General features: G+C 59.9%; 17 protein-coding genes. 4 read left to right on the forward strand and 13 right to left on the reverse strand.

All coding sequences use genetic code 11. The features are described 5' to 3' along the window. Positions 1–38 precede the first annotated feature (38 nt). A complete protein-coding gene (gene eda, locus ACG74X_RS05185) occupies positions 39–683 on the reverse strand; it encodes a bifunctional 4-hydroxy-2-oxoglutarate aldolase/2-dehydro-3-deoxy-phosphogluconate aldolase (RefSeq protein WP_411233336.1) in 645 nt (214 codons plus the stop codon). Between the two features lie 45 nt (positions 684–728). Continuing rightward, the gene (edd, locus tag ACG74X_RS05190; protein ID WP_411233087.1) at positions 729–2,540 is read right to left on the reverse strand and encodes a phosphogluconate dehydratase; all 1,812 of its coding nucleotides are present in this window, start codon (positions 2,538–2,540) and stop codon (positions 729–731) included. A 194-nt stretch (positions 2,541–2,734) separates the two neighbouring features. Here edd and ACG74X_RS05195 point away from each other — a divergent pair, with 194 nt between their 5' ends. From ACG74X_RS05195 to ACG74X_RS05205, 3 genes are read left to right on the forward strand one after another with little or no spacing between them, the layout of a single operon-like run. Then, complete coding sequence (locus ACG74X_RS05195) at positions 2,735–3,370, forward strand: DUF6778 family protein (protein ID WP_411233088.1); 636 nt, start codon at positions 2,735–2,737, stop codon at positions 3,368–3,370. Positions 3,371–3,419: 49 nt separating this feature from the next. Further along, on the forward strand, positions 3,420–4,616 hold the full coding sequence (locus ACG74X_RS05200; RefSeq protein ID WP_411233089.1) for an RSP_2647 family RNA methyltransferase: 1,197 nt from the start codon (positions 3,420–3,422) through the stop codon (positions 4,614–4,616). Further along, on the forward strand, positions 4,613–5,176 hold the full coding sequence (locus tag ACG74X_RS05205; protein ID WP_411233090.1) for an RSP_2648 family PIN domain-containing protein: 564 nt from the start codon (positions 4,613–4,615) through the stop codon (positions 5,174–5,176). The genes ACG74X_RS05200 and ACG74X_RS05205 overlap by 4 nt, the downstream gene beginning before the upstream one ends. A gap of 27 nt (positions 5,177–5,203) precedes the next feature. Here the strand turns inward: ACG74X_RS05205 and ACG74X_RS05210 are convergent, their stop codons facing one another. From ACG74X_RS05210 to ACG74X_RS05225, 4 genes are all read right to left on the reverse strand, one after another. Then, on the reverse strand, positions 5,204–6,394 hold the full coding sequence (locus ACG74X_RS05210) for a peptidoglycan DD-metalloendopeptidase family protein (protein ID WP_411233091.1): 1,191 nt from the start codon (positions 6,392–6,394) through the stop codon (positions 5,204–5,206). A gap of 61 nt (positions 6,395–6,455) precedes the next feature. Next, on the reverse strand, positions 6,456–7,097 hold the full coding sequence (locus ACG74X_RS05215; protein ID WP_411233092.1) for a protein-L-isoaspartate(D-aspartate) O-methyltransferase: 642 nt from the start codon (positions 7,095–7,097) through the stop codon (positions 6,456–6,458). Further along, the gene (gene surE, locus ACG74X_RS05220) at positions 7,097–7,885 is read right to left on the reverse strand and encodes a 5'/3'-nucleotidase SurE (RefSeq protein ID WP_411233093.1); all 789 of its coding nucleotides are present in this window, start codon (positions 7,883–7,885) and stop codon (positions 7,097–7,099) included. The genes ACG74X_RS05215 and surE overlap by 1 nt, the downstream gene beginning before the upstream one ends. 127 nt (positions 7,886–8,012) lie before the next feature. Then, entirely contained in the window at positions 8,013–8,669 is a 657-nt protein-coding gene (locus ACG74X_RS05225; RefSeq protein ID WP_411233094.1) for an SDR family NAD(P)-dependent oxidoreductase, read from the reverse strand. 113 nt (positions 8,670–8,782) lie between these two features. Between ACG74X_RS05225 and ACG74X_RS05230 the strand changes: the two genes are divergently transcribed. After that, complete coding sequence (locus tag ACG74X_RS05230; protein WP_411233095.1) at positions 8,783–9,373, forward strand: biotin transporter BioY; 591 nt, start codon at positions 8,783–8,785, stop codon at positions 9,371–9,373. A gap of 139 nt (positions 9,374–9,512) precedes the next feature. Here ACG74X_RS05230 and purF read toward each other — a convergent pair whose 3' ends face one another. The 7 genes from purF to alr all read right to left on the reverse strand — a co-directional run bounded on the left by purF (position 9,513) and on the right by alr (position 16,039). Further along, a complete protein-coding gene (purF, locus tag ACG74X_RS05235) occupies positions 9,513–10,970 on the reverse strand; it encodes an amidophosphoribosyltransferase (RefSeq protein ID WP_411233338.1) in 1,458 nt (485 codons plus the stop codon). A gap of 143 nt (positions 10,971–11,113) precedes the next feature. Then, positions 11,114–11,686, reverse strand: coding sequence for a CvpA family protein (locus tag ACG74X_RS05240; protein ID WP_411233096.1), 573 nt, complete (start codon positions 11,684–11,686; stop codon positions 11,114–11,116). Positions 11,687–11,717: 31 nt separating this feature from the next. Then, complete coding sequence (radA, locus tag ACG74X_RS05245) at positions 11,718–13,085, reverse strand: DNA repair protein RadA (RefSeq protein ID WP_411233097.1); 1,368 nt, start codon at positions 13,083–13,085, stop codon at positions 11,718–11,720. A 48-nt stretch (positions 13,086–13,133) separates the two neighbouring features. Continuing rightward, entirely contained in the window at positions 13,134–13,976 is an 843-nt protein-coding gene (locus tag ACG74X_RS05250; RefSeq protein WP_411233098.1) for a DNA repair protein, read from the reverse strand. A 161-nt stretch (positions 13,977–14,137) separates the two neighbouring features. Next, positions 14,138–14,578: a paraquat-inducible protein A gene (locus ACG74X_RS05255; protein WP_411233099.1), complete on the reverse strand. Its 441-nt coding sequence runs from the start codon at positions 14,576–14,578 to the stop codon at positions 14,138–14,140. Positions 14,579–14,581: 3 nt separating this feature from the next. After that, positions 14,582–14,968: a hypothetical protein gene (locus ACG74X_RS05260; RefSeq protein WP_411233100.1), complete on the reverse strand. Its 387-nt coding sequence runs from the start codon at positions 14,966–14,968 to the stop codon at positions 14,582–14,584. A 33-nt stretch (positions 14,969–15,001) separates the two neighbouring features. After that, a complete protein-coding gene (gene alr, locus ACG74X_RS05265; protein ID WP_411233101.1) occupies positions 15,002–16,039 on the reverse strand; it encodes an alanine racemase in 1,038 nt (345 codons plus the stop codon). Between the last annotated feature and the right edge of the window lie 88 nt (positions 16,040–16,127).

Genomic DNA, 16,127 nt, shown 5'->3' on the forward strand with positions numbered 1-16,127 from the left:
GCAGCACTATTGGCTGAACCCAAGACAGACCGCCGGTCTTATGGGCGGGGCAGGGCGGCGGCCTCTTGGGCCAGAGCCTCGATCGCGGCCCAGTCGCGCTGGGCGACAAGATCTTTCGGGGCGACCCATGATCCCCCGGCGCAAAGCGTGTTTGACAGGGCCAGATAGTCTGGCGCGTTGTCAAGCGACACGCCCCCGGTTGGGCAAAACCGGACCTGCGGGATGGGGGCACCAATGGCTTTCAGGGCGGTTACGCCGCCATTTGCCTCGGCTGGAAAGAACTTCTGAACGGAATAGCCGCGCTCCAGCAAGGCCATGGCTTCGGACGCGGTCGCGGCACCGGGCAGCACCGGCAGATCATGCGCTTCGCACGCGTCCAGCAGACGGTTGGTGGCCCCCGGAGAGACGCCAAACCGCGCGCCCGCCTGCGTGGCATCGCGCACATCTTGGGGCGTCAGCAACGTGCCTGCACCGACAACACCGCCCTCAACCTGGGCCATTTCGCGGATCACCTCCAGCGCGGCATTTGTGCGCAATGTCACTTCCAGAACCGGCAAACCACCGGCGACAAGCGCCTCGGCCAAGGGGCGGGCGATGCTGGCATCCTCGACCACGAGCACGGGAATAATTGGTGCCAATGCACAGAACTTTGCCGTTTCAATGCTGGCATCTGATGGCGTAATCATGTTTGTGTTCCGTGTGTTGCAGAGGTTTGTTTGTTCATAACATTAAACGACAACGCCCGCGCCGGTTTCGGCCAGCCCGACATTTGCGCGGAAAGCTGCGAACAATTCACGCCCCACACCGTGGCCATTGCCGCTTAGATCGGCGGTTACCGGTTCGCGCTGATCAAAGTCATCGGCCAGACAGTCGATCTGCCCCGAAACAGCGTCAACCCGCACCATATCTCCGTCACGCACACGGGCCAGCGGGCCACCATGGGCGGCTTCGGGGCTGACATGGATCGCGGCAGGCACTTTGCCCGAAGCGCCTGACATGCGGCCATCGGTGACAAGCGCGACTTTCAGACCGCGATCTTGCAACACGGCCAATGTCGGTGTGAGGCTGTGCAATTCCGGCATCCCGTTGGAACTGGGCCCTTGAAAGCGCACGATGACCACGGTGTCTTCGCTGAATTCGCCGTTTTTGAACGCCACTTTCACATCGTCCTGATCGTGGAAAACACGCGCCTTGGCTTCGATCACGCGACGTTCGGGGGCCACGGCAGAGGTTTTCATCATGCCTTTACCCAGATTGCCCTCAAGCTGTTTTAATCCGCCTGTGGCTTGAAACGGATCTGTTGCCGGACGCAGGATTTTCGCGTTTTGCGTTTCGCCTGCGCCGGGGCCATACACAACCCGGCCCTCGGCGATTTTGGGTTCCTGGGCGTACAGGTGCAGCCCGTCACCCGCAACGGTTTTGACATCGTCATGCAGCAGACCCGCAGACAACAATTCGCCAATCATGAACCCCAAACCGCCTGCGGCATGAAAATGATTCACATCGGCCAGCCCGTTCGGATAGACTTTGGCCATCAGCGGCGTGACGGACGAAATATCGTCAAAATCTTCCAGACGCAGTTCAACTCCGGCGGCGCGGGCCATCGCGGGCAGATGCAGAACAAGGTTCGTCGATCCACCGGTGGCCATCAATCCGACGATTCCATTGACAAAGGCCTTTTCGTCCAGAACGTCGCAGACAGGGCGATAATCATTGCCCAGTTGCGTGATCTCAAGCGCGCGCTCGGTGCCTGCGGTGGTCAAAGCCTCGCGCAGCGGGGTTCCGGGGTTCACAAAGGACGCACCCGGCAGGTGCAGCCCCATGAATTCCATCAGCATCTGGTTGGAATTGGCGGTGCCGTAAAAGGTGCAGGTGCCGGGCGAATGATAAGACGCCATTTCAGCTTTCATCAACGCCTCGCGATCCACCTCGCCTGCAGCAAATTGCTGGCGCACCTTGGCTTTTTCATCATTCGGCAAGCCCGATGGCATTGGTCCGGCCGGAATAAAAAGCCCCGGCAGATAGCCAAACGTGGCCGCGGCGATCACCAGACCGGGCACGATCTTGTCGCAAACGCCAAGATACAGTGCAGAATCAAACGTGTTGTGGCTAAGCGCAACACCGGCGGCCAATGCGATCACGTCGCGCGAAAACAGCGAAAGCTCCATTCCGACTTGACCCTGAGTGACGCCGTCGCACATGGCAGGAACGCCACCCGCGACCTGCGCCGTACCGCCCGCTGCCCGTGCGGCGGTGCGAATGATGTCGGGAAAGCGCTCGAACGGCTGATGCGCGGACAGCATGTCGTTGTAGGCGGTGACAATTCCGATATTCGGTGCGCGTTCCGTAGCAAGCTTGCCCTGGTCTTCGCCCATGGCGGCATAGGCATGGGCCTGATTTCCACAGCTCAGATGCGCGCGGCGCGGGCCTTCGGCGGCGGCCTGACGCATACGGGACATATAGCGACCGCGTGACTGTTCAGAGCGTTCCCGAATCCGCTGGGTGACGGTCTTGATTGTGTCATTCAAGGGGTGTGCCATGATGCCTCCGCGTAGAAACCGTTGCAGTCTTGAGGATCACTTAGTAAAGTTAGCGCTAACAGTAAAGTCCCATCTGTTACCGCAGGTCGTTTCGTTTTTCAGTAAATTGTACCGATTTCGCCCTTAATGCGCCCTTTTCTCCGGCTTTGTTGATTGTGAAAATCTGATCAACCGGCCCGTAAAGGACGCATATTATGAAATCCCTGTTAAAGGCAGGTGCCGCAGTGTTGTTGGCGGTGTCGCTCAGTGCCTGTGCAAGCACCGGCCCGGCCAGCCGCGCCGCGATGCCGGACGACACCGCTCTTGGGTTTGTCCAGCCCGATTACATGATCGACAGCTTTACGGTGTCGGTCCCGCAATCCCTGGTGGTGAATGAACGTAACACCTATTATCCCCGCGGCGACATCGTGTGGCGCGGCGACCCCCTGGGCGATCGGCATGGGCAGGTCAAAGCGATGTTCGAAACCGCCTTGCGCAATGCCGCCCCGCATGTGCAGGGCACCCGCCCGGTGCGCGTCGATGTGCAGGTGACGCGCTTTCATGCCTTGTCCGAAAAAGCCCGCTACACGGTTGGCGGCGTCCACGACATCAGCTTCAAGATGCGGCTCGTCGATATAGAAACGGGTCAGCAAATCGGCGCGACCAAGGATGTGGACGCCGATCTGGACGCGCTTGAGGGCCAATCCGCAATCGCTGCAGATGCCCGAGGCGAGACCCAAAAGCAGCGTTTGATCGCGCATCTCGCTCAGGTCATGACCAACGAACTGACCGTGCCGGGCGGGCATGTGAACGCAAAGCTGGGGCTGCTTCAGCTCATAAACGACATCTAGGCCAAACAGAGGCTTTCCCCCCAAGAGCGAGGGGCGTAAAGGAGACGTTATGACAGCGTCTTCTTTACCCGTTCTTCGATTGAAACCCAAAACCAAACCGCAGGCGATCCGCCGTGGCTATCCTTGGGTCTATGCCAATGAAGTTGTTACCGACCGCAGAACGCGCGCGATGACACCCGGCACGATCGCGGTTTTGGAGGATTCTGACCGCAGCCCGTTGGCGATGGTCGGGGTCAATCCGAATTCCAAAATCATCGGCCGAGTTCTCGACATGCCAGAGGCCGCTGCGCCGGATCAGGGCTGGTTTGCCACGCGCTTGCGCAAAGCCCAGGACCTACGCGAACGGCTGTTTTCCAGCCCGTATTACCGGCTGGTCCATGCCGAAGCGGATGGGCTGCCGGGCGTGATCATTGACCGGTTCGGCGACATTGCGGTCATCCAACCCAATGCGGCCTGGGCTGATCTATTGCTGGACGATCTGACAGCAGCGCTTGCCGATGTCACAGGCGTGACCACGATCCTCAAAAACGCCGGAGGGCGGGGGCGGGGTCTGGAAGGGCTGGACGATGTCGATGCTGTGTTGTTGGGGGACGCCCCGACAGAGCCGGTCCCGGTTCACATGAACGGTGCCATCTACATGGCAGATCTGGTCAGCGGCCAGAAAACCGGATTGTTCTTCGACCAACGCCCGAACCACGCATTTGCCGCAGCATTGGCGGATGGGGCGCGGGTTCTTGACGTGTTCTCGCATGTTGGCGGCTTTGGATTGGCCGCATTGGCCGGAGGGGCGCAACACGCGCATTGCGTGGACGGCTCCGAACCGGCATTGGCACTGGCGACCGAAGGTGCCCGCCGGATGGGGGCTGGTGACCGGTTGACCACAACCCGGGGTGATGCCTTTTCGGTTCTGACAAGCCTGGCCGAAGACAACGCCGAATTTGACGTTGTGATTTGTGATCCGCCAGCCTTTGCCCCATCGCACAAGGCGCGGGATGCCGGGTTGCGCGCCTATGAACGTATCGCGCGTTTGGCGGCACCTTTGGTGGCCAAAGACGGGTTTTTGGTGCTGTGTTCGTGTTCCCACGCGGCCGACATGTCTGCCTTTACCGGAGCTTGCCTTCGCGGGATTGGTCGGGCCGGGCGTCATGCGCAGCTGATCCATACAGGGCAGGCCGGTCCGGACCATCCCTTGATGCCGCAACTGGCGGAATCGGGATATCTAAAAGCGCTGTTCTTTCGCCTGTGAAAGTGCTGCTCGACACATGTGTGTTGTATCCAACCGTGATGCGCGAGGTGTTGTTGGGCGTTGCGGCTGAAGGTCTGTTTGAGCCGCTTTGGTCACAGCGCATTCTGGATGAATGGTCGCGCGCGGCGGGGAAACTGGGACCGCAGGGACAGCTGCAGGCGGATGCCGAGATCGCGATGGTCAACGCGCATTGGCCAGAGGCGCGGGTCACACCGAAAGCGTCGCTTCTGGATCGGTTGTGGTTGCCGGATGCCAATGATGTCCACGTTTTGGCGGCTGCCATTGCGGGCCATGCGGATGTTCTGATCACGTTGAATGCCAAGGATTTTCCCCGCAATATTTTGACTGAAGAAGGTCTATCCCGGTCTGATCCCGACGCGTTTCTGATCGGTCTTCATGCAGCGGACCCCGACGCGGTCGCCCGCGCCGTGGCCGCCGTTCATGACGCGGCCAACCGGCTGTCGGATCGGCTTTGGGATGTGCGCAAATTGCTGAAGAAAGCCCGCCTGCCACGGCTGGGCAAAGCGTTGGAGCGGGGCAAAGATTATTCGTACGAATAATCTTAAAGGTCTAAAGAAAAAATTAGCTCAGCGCAGATATTCCATGGGATCGACACTGTCGAATCCTTTGCGCACTTCAAAATGAACCCGCGCGGGATCGAACCGTGCGACTTTCGCAATCGCCTGGCCCCGGCTGACGGCATCGCCCTTCTTGACCGATATATTGTCAACATGGGTGTAGACCGTCAGCAAATTGTCGGGATGACGCACCACCAAAATATTGATGCCATCGGTGTTTGTAGTGATCGCTGCAACCTGGCCGCTGGCGGCGGCTTTCACATCTGTGCCGACCGACGCGCCGATATCTATCCCGTCATTCCGTCCTTTCGCATATTCGCGAATGATGCTGCCCTGAACCGGAAAGCTCATGGCGGCGGTTGATGCGCTGGCGGCTGTCTGTTCTCCGACATCGGCAGCGGGCGGGGCCTCGGGTTCGGCGGGTGCCGTGGCCTCTGCGGCGGGTGGTGGGGTCTCCTCGGGCAGTGGTTGCGATGCCGAGGGCGGTTCCGGGGTGGGTGAACCACGCCCCGGTGCCTCTGGTTCAGAGGCTTGCGCCGGGGCTTGCGTGGCCACCGGGATCAGCAGGAACTGCCCCTCGCGCAGGGAAAAGTCGCTGTCGAGACCATTCCATTCTGCCAAGGACCTGGCGGACACATTGTAAAGCCGCGAGATCGTAAAGGCGGTTTCCCCGCGTTTAACCTGATGCCGGACCGGTTCGGCACCGGTTTGCGGTTCGCTGCGCTGGCTTGGTGTCGGCTCGGATCGGTCGATTGCGTCGCTGGCCAGCGTGGTGATGTCAACCTCGGAGGGCGGGCGGATCGGACCTGTGGCAACGGCCCCTGTGGCGGGCGATGGTTCAGCCACGCGGCGGGGCAGGGCGATGATTTCCCCGGCGCGTAGACTATCGCCGGTCTGAACGCCATTAAAACGGGCCAGTTCCGCAGCGGGCAATCCGACGCGGTTTGCCAATGTGGCGAGCGTGTCTCCGCGCTGGGCCACAGCGACCTGGTAATTCGGATAAGAGATCACCCCCCGATTGTCTGGCTCGGGCCGGCTCGCCGTTGCTGCGCGGGCCGCATCTGCGGTATTGAAGCCCCCGTTCAGAATGCCCCGCATATCCAGATCAAGCGGTTCCGAGCACGCGCCAAGCACCGCCAGAACGGTCACGGATGCGCTCAGCCGGAATGCAGGTCTGCGGGTCTCTGAAAAAGAAGCCATGTCGATATCCTCAAATGCGCCGGTTGTGTCCCCTGGCGTCACGTTGCACATTATGCCCGTTTTACCCGTCTCGGGCCACCCCTTCGACAAGCGGAACAAACCGAACCGGGCGTAATTCGTCATACTCTAGCCCATCTTCCGTACGCCGAACCCGGATCAGATGCTGAACCGCATCGGATTGCCCCACAGGAAGCACCATAATGCCTCCCACTTTGAGCTGCGCCAATAACGGGCCGGGCGGGTCTTCGGCGGCAGCTGTCACCAGGATGCGATCAAACGGGGCCTGATCCGGCAGCCCGAAACTGCCATCGGCGGTAAAGGCCGTGACGTTGGTCAGCCCCAGTGTCTCAAACACTTCGCGGGCCTCGCGCACCAGCCGTCTGTGTCGGTCCACCGTATAGACGCGACGGGCCAGCACACTCAGGATCGCGGCCTGATAGCCAGAGCCGGTGCCCACCTCCAGAACCGTGTCGCGCGGTGTGACCTCAAGCGCCTGGGTCATCAGCCCGACAACCGAAGGCTGGCTGATCGTTTGCCCGCAGGCAATCGGCAATGGCATGTCCTCATAGGCGCGTTCGGCGAAATAGCCCTTGATAAAAGGCGCGCGGTCGACCTGCTCCATCGCGGTCAATACCGTGGCATTGGTCACACCGCGGGACCGCAGGGCATAAAGGAACTGCATCTTGAGTTCCGGATCAATCATCACTCAAAAGCGTTCTGCAAAGTGGCCATCTGATCCTTGGCGGTCAGATCCGCCCGCATCGGCGTGACACTGATATACCCCGCGAGGTTTTCCGACGCATCGCTGCCCGGAGCTGTGGGCGCACGCTGATCGCCGCCCTTGATCCACAAAAACCGACGCCCCGAAGGAGAGTTATGTGGCTCGACCGAAAAGCTTGTCCCTTCGCGGATGCCTTGCGGCGTCACCCGCGTGCCTTTGACCGCAGCGGCGGGCACAGGGGGGAAGTTCACATTATAGAACAGCCGATATCCGGTTTGGCCCTTGGGGTCAGCGGCAAGAATCCGCCGAATAACCTCGGTCCCATGGACACGCGCGGCTTCGAACGGGTCATCGGCGTGTAGATTGTCGGGGCCATAATACTGCGAAAGGGCAATGGCCGGGATGCCTTGCAGCGCTGCTTCCATGGCACCGCCCAGCGTTCCCGAATACAGCGCGTTTTCCGCCGAATTGTTCCCACGGTTGACACCCGACAAGACCAGATCAGGTGGGCCGCCGATCAGTACGTCATGCAACCCCGCCAGCACACAATCCGCCGGGCTGCCTTCGGCGGCATAGCGGTTTTCGCCGCGCATCTGGCTGACCATCATCGGATGGGTATAGCTGATGCAATGGCCGACGCCGGATTGTTCAAAGGCGGGTGCCACCGTCCAGACATCGCCATCCGGACCCGCGACAGCCTTGGCAATTTCGGTCAGCACATCCAGCCCGGGGGCACTGATTCCGTCGTCATTTGTTATGAGTATGCGCATATGATCTGCCCTTGTTTTGACCTGCATAGGACAAGGGCGCGTGTGCGGCAAGCATCCGCCTGCGCGCAACTTTGCGTTTTTGCGGGTCTGCAAAACATTGGATGTGGTGACGCGGAATGCGTGTTGATCAGGCGGACAGGATGTCCGGCAAAAGGCGGGCGGCTTCGTCTTTGGCCGGTGCCAGCCCCGATTGGTCCTCGCCGGGATAGAACCGCGTGCGCAACAATGTGGTCATGGGGTTCGGTTTTAGAATCCGCACAACCGGACCTGTTTTGGCAGATTCCGCCTGCCAGGACCGCACCAGCGATATCTGAGCAGATTTCGTCGTGCCATAATGACCAAAGAACTTTTCCCCACCCCGGGGATCATCAAAAAAGACCGCTCGACCCTCTGACCCCAGCAGCGGCGCGATATAAGGGACCAGATAAGACATTGCATCAAGATTGATCGACAAGGACTTTTTCCAATCCTTGGCATCCATGTGATTGACCGGCGTCAGCGGGCCGGCATGGATTGCCGTATGCACCCAAAGCGCGATCCCGCCCCAGCGGTCATGGATCGACCGGCACAGCTGGGCCATGGCATCGGCCTTGGCAATATCCATCGGAGCCAGCGTCGTGGAGCCACCCCTGGCCTGTATCCGGTCGTCAAGATCTTCCAGACCGCCAACCGTGCGGGCCACGGCGACGATATGATGGGTGTCTGCCAAAGCGTCCGCCAGGGCAAATCCCAGTCCACGGGAGGCACCGGTCACCAATGCCACGGGAAGTGTTGTGTCTGTCATGGCACGTCACATGCCTTTTTGGCGCAGGTATCGCAAGGGGGGACGCTTGACTTGATGCTGCAATTGCAGAAATAACAAGGGCAACACACGGAACAGATGTAAGGATACCCAAAATGACGCCTATGCCAGCCGTTCTCGGCAAAACCACACTCTTCCGTCAAGCGCTTATGGCTCTTGGTGGGGCCGCGTTCATAGCGGTGGCCACCCAGATTTCGGTTCCGTTTTTCCCGATCCCGATGACGTTGCAGACCCTGGCGATCCTAATCATCGGGCTGACCTTTGGAGCCCGGCTTGGGACAGCTACGCTTTTGACCTATCTTGGCTATGGTGCGATGGGGCTGCCGGTTTTTGCCAGCGGCATGAACGGTCTTGCGTTTTTCGGCCCGACAGCGGGGTTCCTGTTCGGGTTTGTCATGATGGCGGGTCTGGCGGGGCTGGCCGCGGAACGCGGTATTGCCAAAGGGGTGGCGTCCACCGCAGCGGTGACGCTGGTTCTTTCGGCACTGCTGTATATTCCCGGTATCGCATGGCCAATGGCGGTGGCGTCGCTGACCGGCGTTGAGGCAGGCTGGGTCGGTCAGGATATTGGATATTACTGGGCCTATTTCACCGCGCCGTTCTTGATTGGTGATGCGGTCAAAGCGATCCTGGCGGCTCTGATTGTGACTGGAGCCTGGAAAGCGTTGAAAGCGCGTCAGTCGTAATCTGCCGCTGAGGCAAAATGGAAAAAGCCCTCGCCGGATCGGCGGGGGCTTTTTGTTTTGACGGTGTGGGGGCGCTGCCCCCGGCCTGCGGCCTCCCCCGAGATATTTTCGAAACAGAGACGGGCGTCAGGATGGTGGTCTATTCGGCCGCCTTCATCTGAAAGCCTTTTTCGAGCATATCGGACGGCTCGACCGGATATTCGCCCGAAAAACAGGCGTCGCAATATTGCGGCGATTTGGCGTCGCGCCCGGACGCTTCACCCACCGCGCGGTAAAGGCCATCCAGAGAGATGAATTTGAGGCTATCCACCCCAAGGTGGCTGCGCATTTCCTCTTCGGACATGGTTGCGGCAAGCAGCTTTTCGCGCTGTGGCGTGTCGACGCCGTAAAAGCAGGGCCAGGCGGTGGGCGGAGAGGCGATGCGGAAATGGACCTCTGCCGCACCGGCATCGAGGATCATTTCCTTGATCTTGCGGCTTGTGGTTCCGCGCACCACACTGTCATCAACCAGGACAACGCGTTTGCCCTTGATCAGCGCGCGATTGACATTGAGCTTGAGCCGCACACCCATGTTTCGAATTTGTTCGGTGGGTTCGATAAACGTGCGACCCATATACTGGTTGCGGATGATCCCCATGCCATAGGGGATGCCAGATTCGAACGCGTAGCCAATGGCGGCAGGTGTGCCGCTGTCCGGGACCGGGCACACCAGATCAGCCTCGACCGGCATTTCGCGGGCCAGCTCCACACCGATCTGGCGTCGGGTTTCATAGACGGAGCGATCCCCGATAATGCTGTCAGGACGCGAGAAATAGACATGTTCGAAGATGCAGAAGCGCGATTTCTTCGGGCGGAACGGGCGGATTGAATCGACGCCGTGTTCGGCGGTGATCACCACCATTTCGCCCGGTTCGATTTCGCGGACATATTCGGCCCCGACGATATCCAGCGCGCAGGTTTCCGAGCTAAGAGCCCAGCCATCGCCAAGTTTGCCAAGCACCAGCGGGCGCACGCCCAGGGGATCGCGCACGCCGATGAGTTTGGTACGGGTCATCGCCACCACAGAGAACGCGCCTTCGACACGGCGCAGCGCATCTTCCATCCGCTGGGGGATATTGCGCTGCAAGGACCGTGCCATCAAATGGATGATACATTCGCTGTCAGACGAGCTTTGAAAGATGGAGCCGCGTTCAATCAGTTCGCGGCGCAGGGCATCGGCATTGGTGATATTGCCATTATGGGCAATGGCAGCGCCCCCCATAGAGAATTCGCCAAAAAAGGGTTGCACGTCGCGGATCTGGGTTTGGCCCTTGGAGCCGGCGGTGGAATAGCGGACATGGCCAATGCCCAGCTCTCCCGGCAAGGTTTCCATCAGCTTTTGACTGGTAAAGTTATCGCGGACATAGCCAAAGCGCCGTGCGCTGTTGAAGCCGTGATCGGGATGATACGAGACGATCCCGCCCGCTTCTTGTCCGCGATGTTGCAGCGCGTGCAAGCCAAGCGTGACGAAGTTTGCGGCATCGGTGACGCCAACTACGCCGAAAATACCGCATTCCTCCCTGAGTTTGTCATCATCAAAGGGATGGGCGGGGGGCATCTGAGTGTCGGACAAACCGGGGCTCCGAATCCGTGGCAGCAGAGAGTGGGTTCGTCATAGGTGGTTGTGATGCCGGTGTCACGCAAGGATGCGGATCAGGATTGTTTTTGTGACGTTACGGCCCGGTTCCTGTGCCGTCTGCGTCAGGCATCGTTCCCCGCTGGCGCATCACACACCGAAACCAGCGCTTCGTATTGTGCCGTGATCCAGCCAAGCGCCTGTTCGGGGTTCTGGTTTTCGATCTGATCGGTAAAGCGGCTGAAAACCACTGCGGACCGGCTATCATCGATCATGGCGATATCCTGCGAGGCAATAACGACCTCGTAGACGAAAAAGGCAATCGCCACGAGCAAAATGCCCCGTGCCACACCAAACAGAAAGCCGAACGCCTGGTCCAGCCCCCCCAGCGCCGAGCGTTGCACAAGTGATGAAAACAGCGGCGTGAAGAACGACATGATCACAAGGGCAATCGTGAACACCGAGGCAAAGCCGCCGATCACGCTGAGTTCACAACTGCCGGACATGAATTCACCGATGATGGGAATTTCAGACATCAGCGGGCGCAGCTGTGGTCCAAACATGAACCCCAGTATTGCAGCAGCGACCCAGCCCAGAATGGCCATGCCTTCGCGCACAACCCCGCGCGAATAGGCAAGCAGTGCCGAGAGAACGATGACGACAGCGACGACGCCATCAATTGCGGTAAAGCCTTCCATCGGCGTCTTGCCCTTCTTACAATCTGTGGCGCTACCCTGCGCCGAACACATCACCCACAAAACTTGCCAAAGCGTCAATTTCGGTTGTTTTAATCCCGTCGCGGGACACCGACTTGCCGCCCTGTGGCACGATCGCGGCGGTAAAACCAAGTTTTTGCGCTTCTTTCAACCGGTTTTCGGTTTGCCCGACAGGCCGCAATGCGCCAGACAGGCTGATTTCGCCGAAGACAACCGTTTCCGGCGGCAAGGCCACGTCCTCGCGGGCCGACAAAAGCGCTGCGGCCACAGCAAGGTCTGCGGCGGGTTCGCCGATCTTCATGCCACCGGCCACGTTGAGGTAAACGTCCAGCCCCGCAAACGGAATGCCGCAGCGCGCTTCCAGCACCGCGAGGATCATTGCAAGCCGCCCGCCATCCCAGCCGACGACGCTTCGGCGCGGTTGGCTGTGTGGCGTGGGGGCCACAAGGGCCTGAAATTCCACAAGCACCGGACGCGTGCCTTCGATCCCGGAGAACACCGCAGAACCCGGGGCGGACTCGCCGCGTTCCGACAGGAACAGGGCAGAGGGATTCGCAACTTCGGACAACCCCTTGCCGGTCATTTCAAAAACACCGATTTCGTCGGCCGGGCCAAATCGGTTCTTCACCGCGCGCAAGATCCGGAATTGATGGCCCCGTTCGCCTTCGAAATAAAGCACGGTGTCGACCATGTGTTCGACCACGCGGGGGCCGGCGATCTGGCCGTCCTTGGTGACATGGCCGACCATGACGATCGAGGTGCCGCGCCGTTTGGCAAAGCTGGTCAGTTCGTGCGCTGACGCGCGCACCTGGGCCACGCTGCCGGGGGCGCTGGCCACATTGTCGGCCCACATGGTCTGGATCGAGTCGATGATCGCCAGATCGGGCTTTTCGTTTTCCAGCGTTGTCAGGATGTCGCGCAGATTGGTTTCGGTGGCAAGCTTGACCGGTGCGTCGCGCAACCCCAGACGCGCGGCGCGCATGCGGACCTGTGCGCTGGCTTCTTCGCCCGAGATGTAAATAACCTTGAGGCCCGCCCGGGCAAAGGCCGCGGCGGCTTGCAACAACAGGGTTGATTTGCCGATGCCCGGGTCGCCGCCCACCAAAAGCGCCGAGGCCGGGACAAGACCGCCCCCCAGAACGCGGTCCAGTTCGGCCAGTTTCGATGTTGTCCGGGGCGGCGGGGCTTCGTCACCGGACAAATCGCTAAGCGGCAAAGACCTGCCCTTGGAGGCCCCCAGCGTTTTCGACGCGGGCCCAGCGGCCAGTGGGACTTCCTCGACAATCGAATTCCATTCGCCGCACGCGTCGCAGCGTCCGGCCCATTTGTTGGTGGTGTTGCCACAGGACTGGCACACAAAGGTTGCTGTCGATTTCACCATCGTGCCGCTTGTGGCCTAAGCCGCGACGGCCCGCAAGACGCTGCTGTCCTATTCGGCGGCACGACGCGCGAGAAGCGCGACGATGCGGTTGTCATCGTTATGGGGAAATTCGACCGGTTCGTCCCAGATGTCCGCAGCTGGCGTGTCGTTTGCCGCAGGGGCGACCGTTTCGGCGCACGGGGGGGTGCCGATAACGCCAGTTTGCAATTCGGGCAGGATATCGGCCAAAACCTCGGTCAGTTGCGCCAGCTGCGCCTTGGCGACGCTTTCCTCAAGCTCGACCTTGTCGACCCAGACCCGCATGTCGGCGGCGACGGCCTTGGCTTCGTCAAGGCGCGTTGTGAAGTCCTCGATCTCTTGCTGGCGCTGGATCAGAAAATCCCGCGCGCGATTGATGCTGGCCTCTGAATAGGTCTGCGCCAGATCGCGCGACACATGGCTCATCTGACTTGCGATTTCGAGAACGGATGGCTCAAGCTCGGCCAAGTCCGGATGATCGCGCAAATACGCCATGCGTTCCCGTACGGAGTCGAATTCGGATTTCAGTTTGAACACCCCGTGACGGTCGGACGCGTGGGACAACCGGTAGGCGCGCGCCACGTCGTCCATTGTGATGTGGAACTTCCGGTGGGAGGTTTCCAACGCCATGATCCGGGCATTGGCAGGCAGGAAAACGCAAAGCCCGACCAGAAGGGCGGTCACGCCGATCTGCACGGCCATTCCGGCGTTTTGCACCGGAGTGCCGTCAAAGGACATGGCCATTTCCAGCCAGGGCGCATAGCCAAATGCCGCAGCAAGCGTATAGGCCAGCGCGCCAAGCCCCAGGATCGCAACACAGGCGAACATCAGCCTTTGGACAAACCACCCTGTGCCGACAACGACTGATTGCATCGCACCACTCATGAAACCCCCAAATCCGCACAAAATAGCATCACTTCAGGCGATATTATGCCGATAGGGTGGGGTGCCCTACTGTTTTTTAACGTTTTTTCAATATTTGCAGAGAGGCGTGAACAAACATGTCACATACCTCTGATTGCGTTGAGGGTGATTCAGTCGCGTCGCGCGTGGTTTTCAACGACGCTTGCGATCAGGGACACCAAAATACAGGCCGAGAACAGGTACAGCCCCCATGCTGTTTCAATCCGTCCGAACCCGATGCCTTTGACGATGGTGATATAAAGCGCGATCAGGAAAATATCCGCCATCGCAAGCTTGCCCAGCATCGAAAGGGCAGGCAAGGCCCTGTCGCTCAGCAGTCCGAAATGCACCAAAGCCAGACCGATGGTTTTCAGATACGGCGCAAACAAAGCAAACAGGGTCACCAGAACGGCCAGAAAGATATCGCTTTGCCACAACGCTTGCAGGCCGGTCAAAACGCTGATTTCCGTCAAACCGAACAACGGCAGCACGCCTGCGCGCATCAGCGGGGCAACCCAGGCTATTGGATATAGAATAAGAAGCGACAGGTTGATCCATTTAAGTGCGGCCATCCGTCAGACCTGCGTGACCGCCCAAAGGCCCAGAAACGTGATGAATCCTATGACATGGAGCACATCAATCCAGCGCCAGCGGCGTGAGGGCAGCAAAAGGCTGGTGGCAAAAATACCCGAGGTGATCAGCGGCAGCGCCATCCCGCCCCCCAAGGCCAATAGCCGCGCGGCGGGGGGGTAAGCCCCCAGTGTCTGAAGATTGAACGCCGGGGCAAAGGCTGCAAAAATTGCCAAAAGACATAAGATCAACGTCAGCAGCGCCGGAATGCGGGCAGCCCCTTGTCCAACAGCAAGCCGCAGCAGGGCCAAGACGGCCAGCACCTCGAAAAAGACAAAGCGTTGCACAAAGATAAAGGCCAGCAGAACCGGCGAGGGTTCGAAAAAGGTCATATCTCTCAGACGCCAATCACTGCGGTTATGCGGTTATGCGGTTATATATGTCCGGTTATAGCGCGGCCCAAGGGATGTGAGAATTTCATACCCGATCGTTCCGCCCGCATCCGCCACGCTGTCGATAGATTGGTGCTGGCCCAAAAGCTCGACCCGGTCGGGCGGGTCTTTCAGCGCGCTGACATCGACGCCGATCAGGTCCATCGAAATCCGCCCGACGATCTTGCAGCGGCTTTCCCCGGCCCAGACATAGGCTTTTGGTCCCATCGCGCGCAGGATGCCATCAGCGTATCCGGCTGATATCGTGGCGATTTTGCCCGGCACTCTGGCCACCCATCGGTTGCCATAGCCGACCGATTCACCCGGATTGACATCGCGTACCTGAATGACCGGGATCGACAAGGTCACCACCGGCACCGCTTCGATATATGGCAGCCCGCCATACAGGCCGATGCCCGGTCGCGTCATATCAAAATGGTACTCCGCACCCAGCAAGGTCCCGCCGGTTGCGCCAAGAGACCGGGGCGCATTTATGCCGTCTGTCATCTGGCGGAAGGTCTGAAGCTGAAACGCATTCATCCCGTGACCGGGTTCATCCGCGCAGGCAAGGTGGCTCATCACAAGCACCGGCTTCTGGCTAAGGGCGATGTCCCGCAGGGCAGACCATTCACCCGCTTCCATGCCCAAACGGTTCATGCCGCTGTCCAGCTGGATGCCGAACGGGTGCCCGGGCAAGGCTTCGACATGGCGCAACATTTGGTCGATCGAGTTGATCATGGGCACAAGGTTGGCATCGCGGATCAGCGCCGCGTCGCCCTCCATATGGCCGCCGAACACGCCAATCGTCGGGCCCGGACCAAGCGCGTTGCGAACCGTGGCCCCTTCTTCGGCCATTGCCACAAAAAACGTGCGCGCGCCCGCTTTGGCCAAGGCTTGCGAAACGCGCTTGGCGCCAAGCCCATAGGCATTGGCCTTGACCACGGCGGCGGTATCGCCCGCAGACATCTGCGCAAGCGCCCGCCAGTTTGTGCAAATCGCACCAAGATCAATTGTAAGTTCAGACTGTGCCATGAGCGGTGTTTGGCAGGTCTGCGCGGTGCGTCAAGCAAGAAAGCCCGCGAAACCTCAGCCGGTCTTTTGCCAGGTTGGATTTTGTGTT

Source organism: Marivita sp. S0852, from assembly GCF_046591575.1.
In the GTDB taxonomy this organism is placed as follows: Bacteria; Pseudomonadota; Alphaproteobacteria; order Rhodobacterales; family Rhodobacteraceae; genus Marivita.

What these genes read in the sequence shown, in the direction of transcription:
- edd (WP_411233087.1), bottom strand. Translation starts at nt 2,540, where the DNA reads ATGGCACACCCCTTGAATGACACAATCAAGACCGTCACCCAGCGGATT.
- ACG74X_RS05225 (WP_411233094.1), bottom strand. Translation starts at nt 8,669, where the DNA reads ATGACAGACACAACACTTCCCGTGGCATTGGTGACCGGTGCCTCCCGT.
- ACG74X_RS05210 (WP_411233091.1), bottom strand. Translation starts at nt 6,394, where the DNA reads ATGGCTTCTTTTTCAGAGACCCGCAGACCTGCATTCCGGCTGAGCGCA.
- surE (WP_411233093.1), bottom strand. Translation starts at nt 7,885, where the DNA reads ATGCGCATACTCATAACAAATGACGACGGAATCAGTGCCCCCGGGCTG.
- ACG74X_RS05215 (WP_411233092.1), bottom strand. Translation starts at nt 7,097, where the DNA reads ATGATTGATCCGGAACTCAAGATGCAGTTCCTTTATGCCCTGCGGTCC.
- ACG74X_RS05255 (WP_411233099.1), bottom strand. Translation starts at nt 14,578, where the DNA reads ATGGCCGCACTTAAATGGATCAACCTGTCGCTTCTTATTCTATATCCA.
- ACG74X_RS05260 (WP_411233100.1), bottom strand. Translation starts at nt 14,968, where the DNA reads ATGACCTTTTTCGAACCCTCGCCGGTTCTGCTGGCCTTTATCTTTGTG.
- ACG74X_RS05195 (WP_411233088.1), top strand. Translation starts at nt 2,735, where the DNA reads ATGAAATCCCTGTTAAAGGCAGGTGCCGCAGTGTTGTTGGCGGTGTCG.
- ACG74X_RS05240 (WP_411233096.1), bottom strand. Translation starts at nt 11,686, where the DNA reads ATGGAAGGCTTTACCGCAATTGATGGCGTCGTCGCTGTCGTCATCGTT.
- purF (WP_411233338.1), bottom strand. Translation starts at nt 10,970, where the DNA reads ATGCCCCCCGCCCATCCCTTTGATGATGACAAACTCAGGGAGGAATGC.
- ACG74X_RS05250 (WP_411233098.1), bottom strand. Translation starts at nt 13,976, where the DNA reads ATGCAATCAGTCGTTGTCGGCACAGGGTGGTTTGTCCAAAGGCTGATG.
- radA (WP_411233097.1), bottom strand. Translation starts at nt 13,085, where the DNA reads ATGGTGAAATCGACAGCAACCTTTGTGTGCCAGTCCTGTGGCAACACC.
- ACG74X_RS05200 (WP_411233089.1), top strand. Translation starts at nt 3,420, where the DNA reads ATGACAGCGTCTTCTTTACCCGTTCTTCGATTGAAACCCAAAACCAAA.
- ACG74X_RS05230 (WP_411233095.1), top strand. Translation starts at nt 8,783, where the DNA reads ATGACGCCTATGCCAGCCGTTCTCGGCAAAACCACACTCTTCCGTCAA.
- alr (WP_411233101.1), bottom strand. Translation starts at nt 16,039, where the DNA reads ATGGCACAGTCTGAACTTACAATTGATCTTGGTGCGATTTGCACAAAC.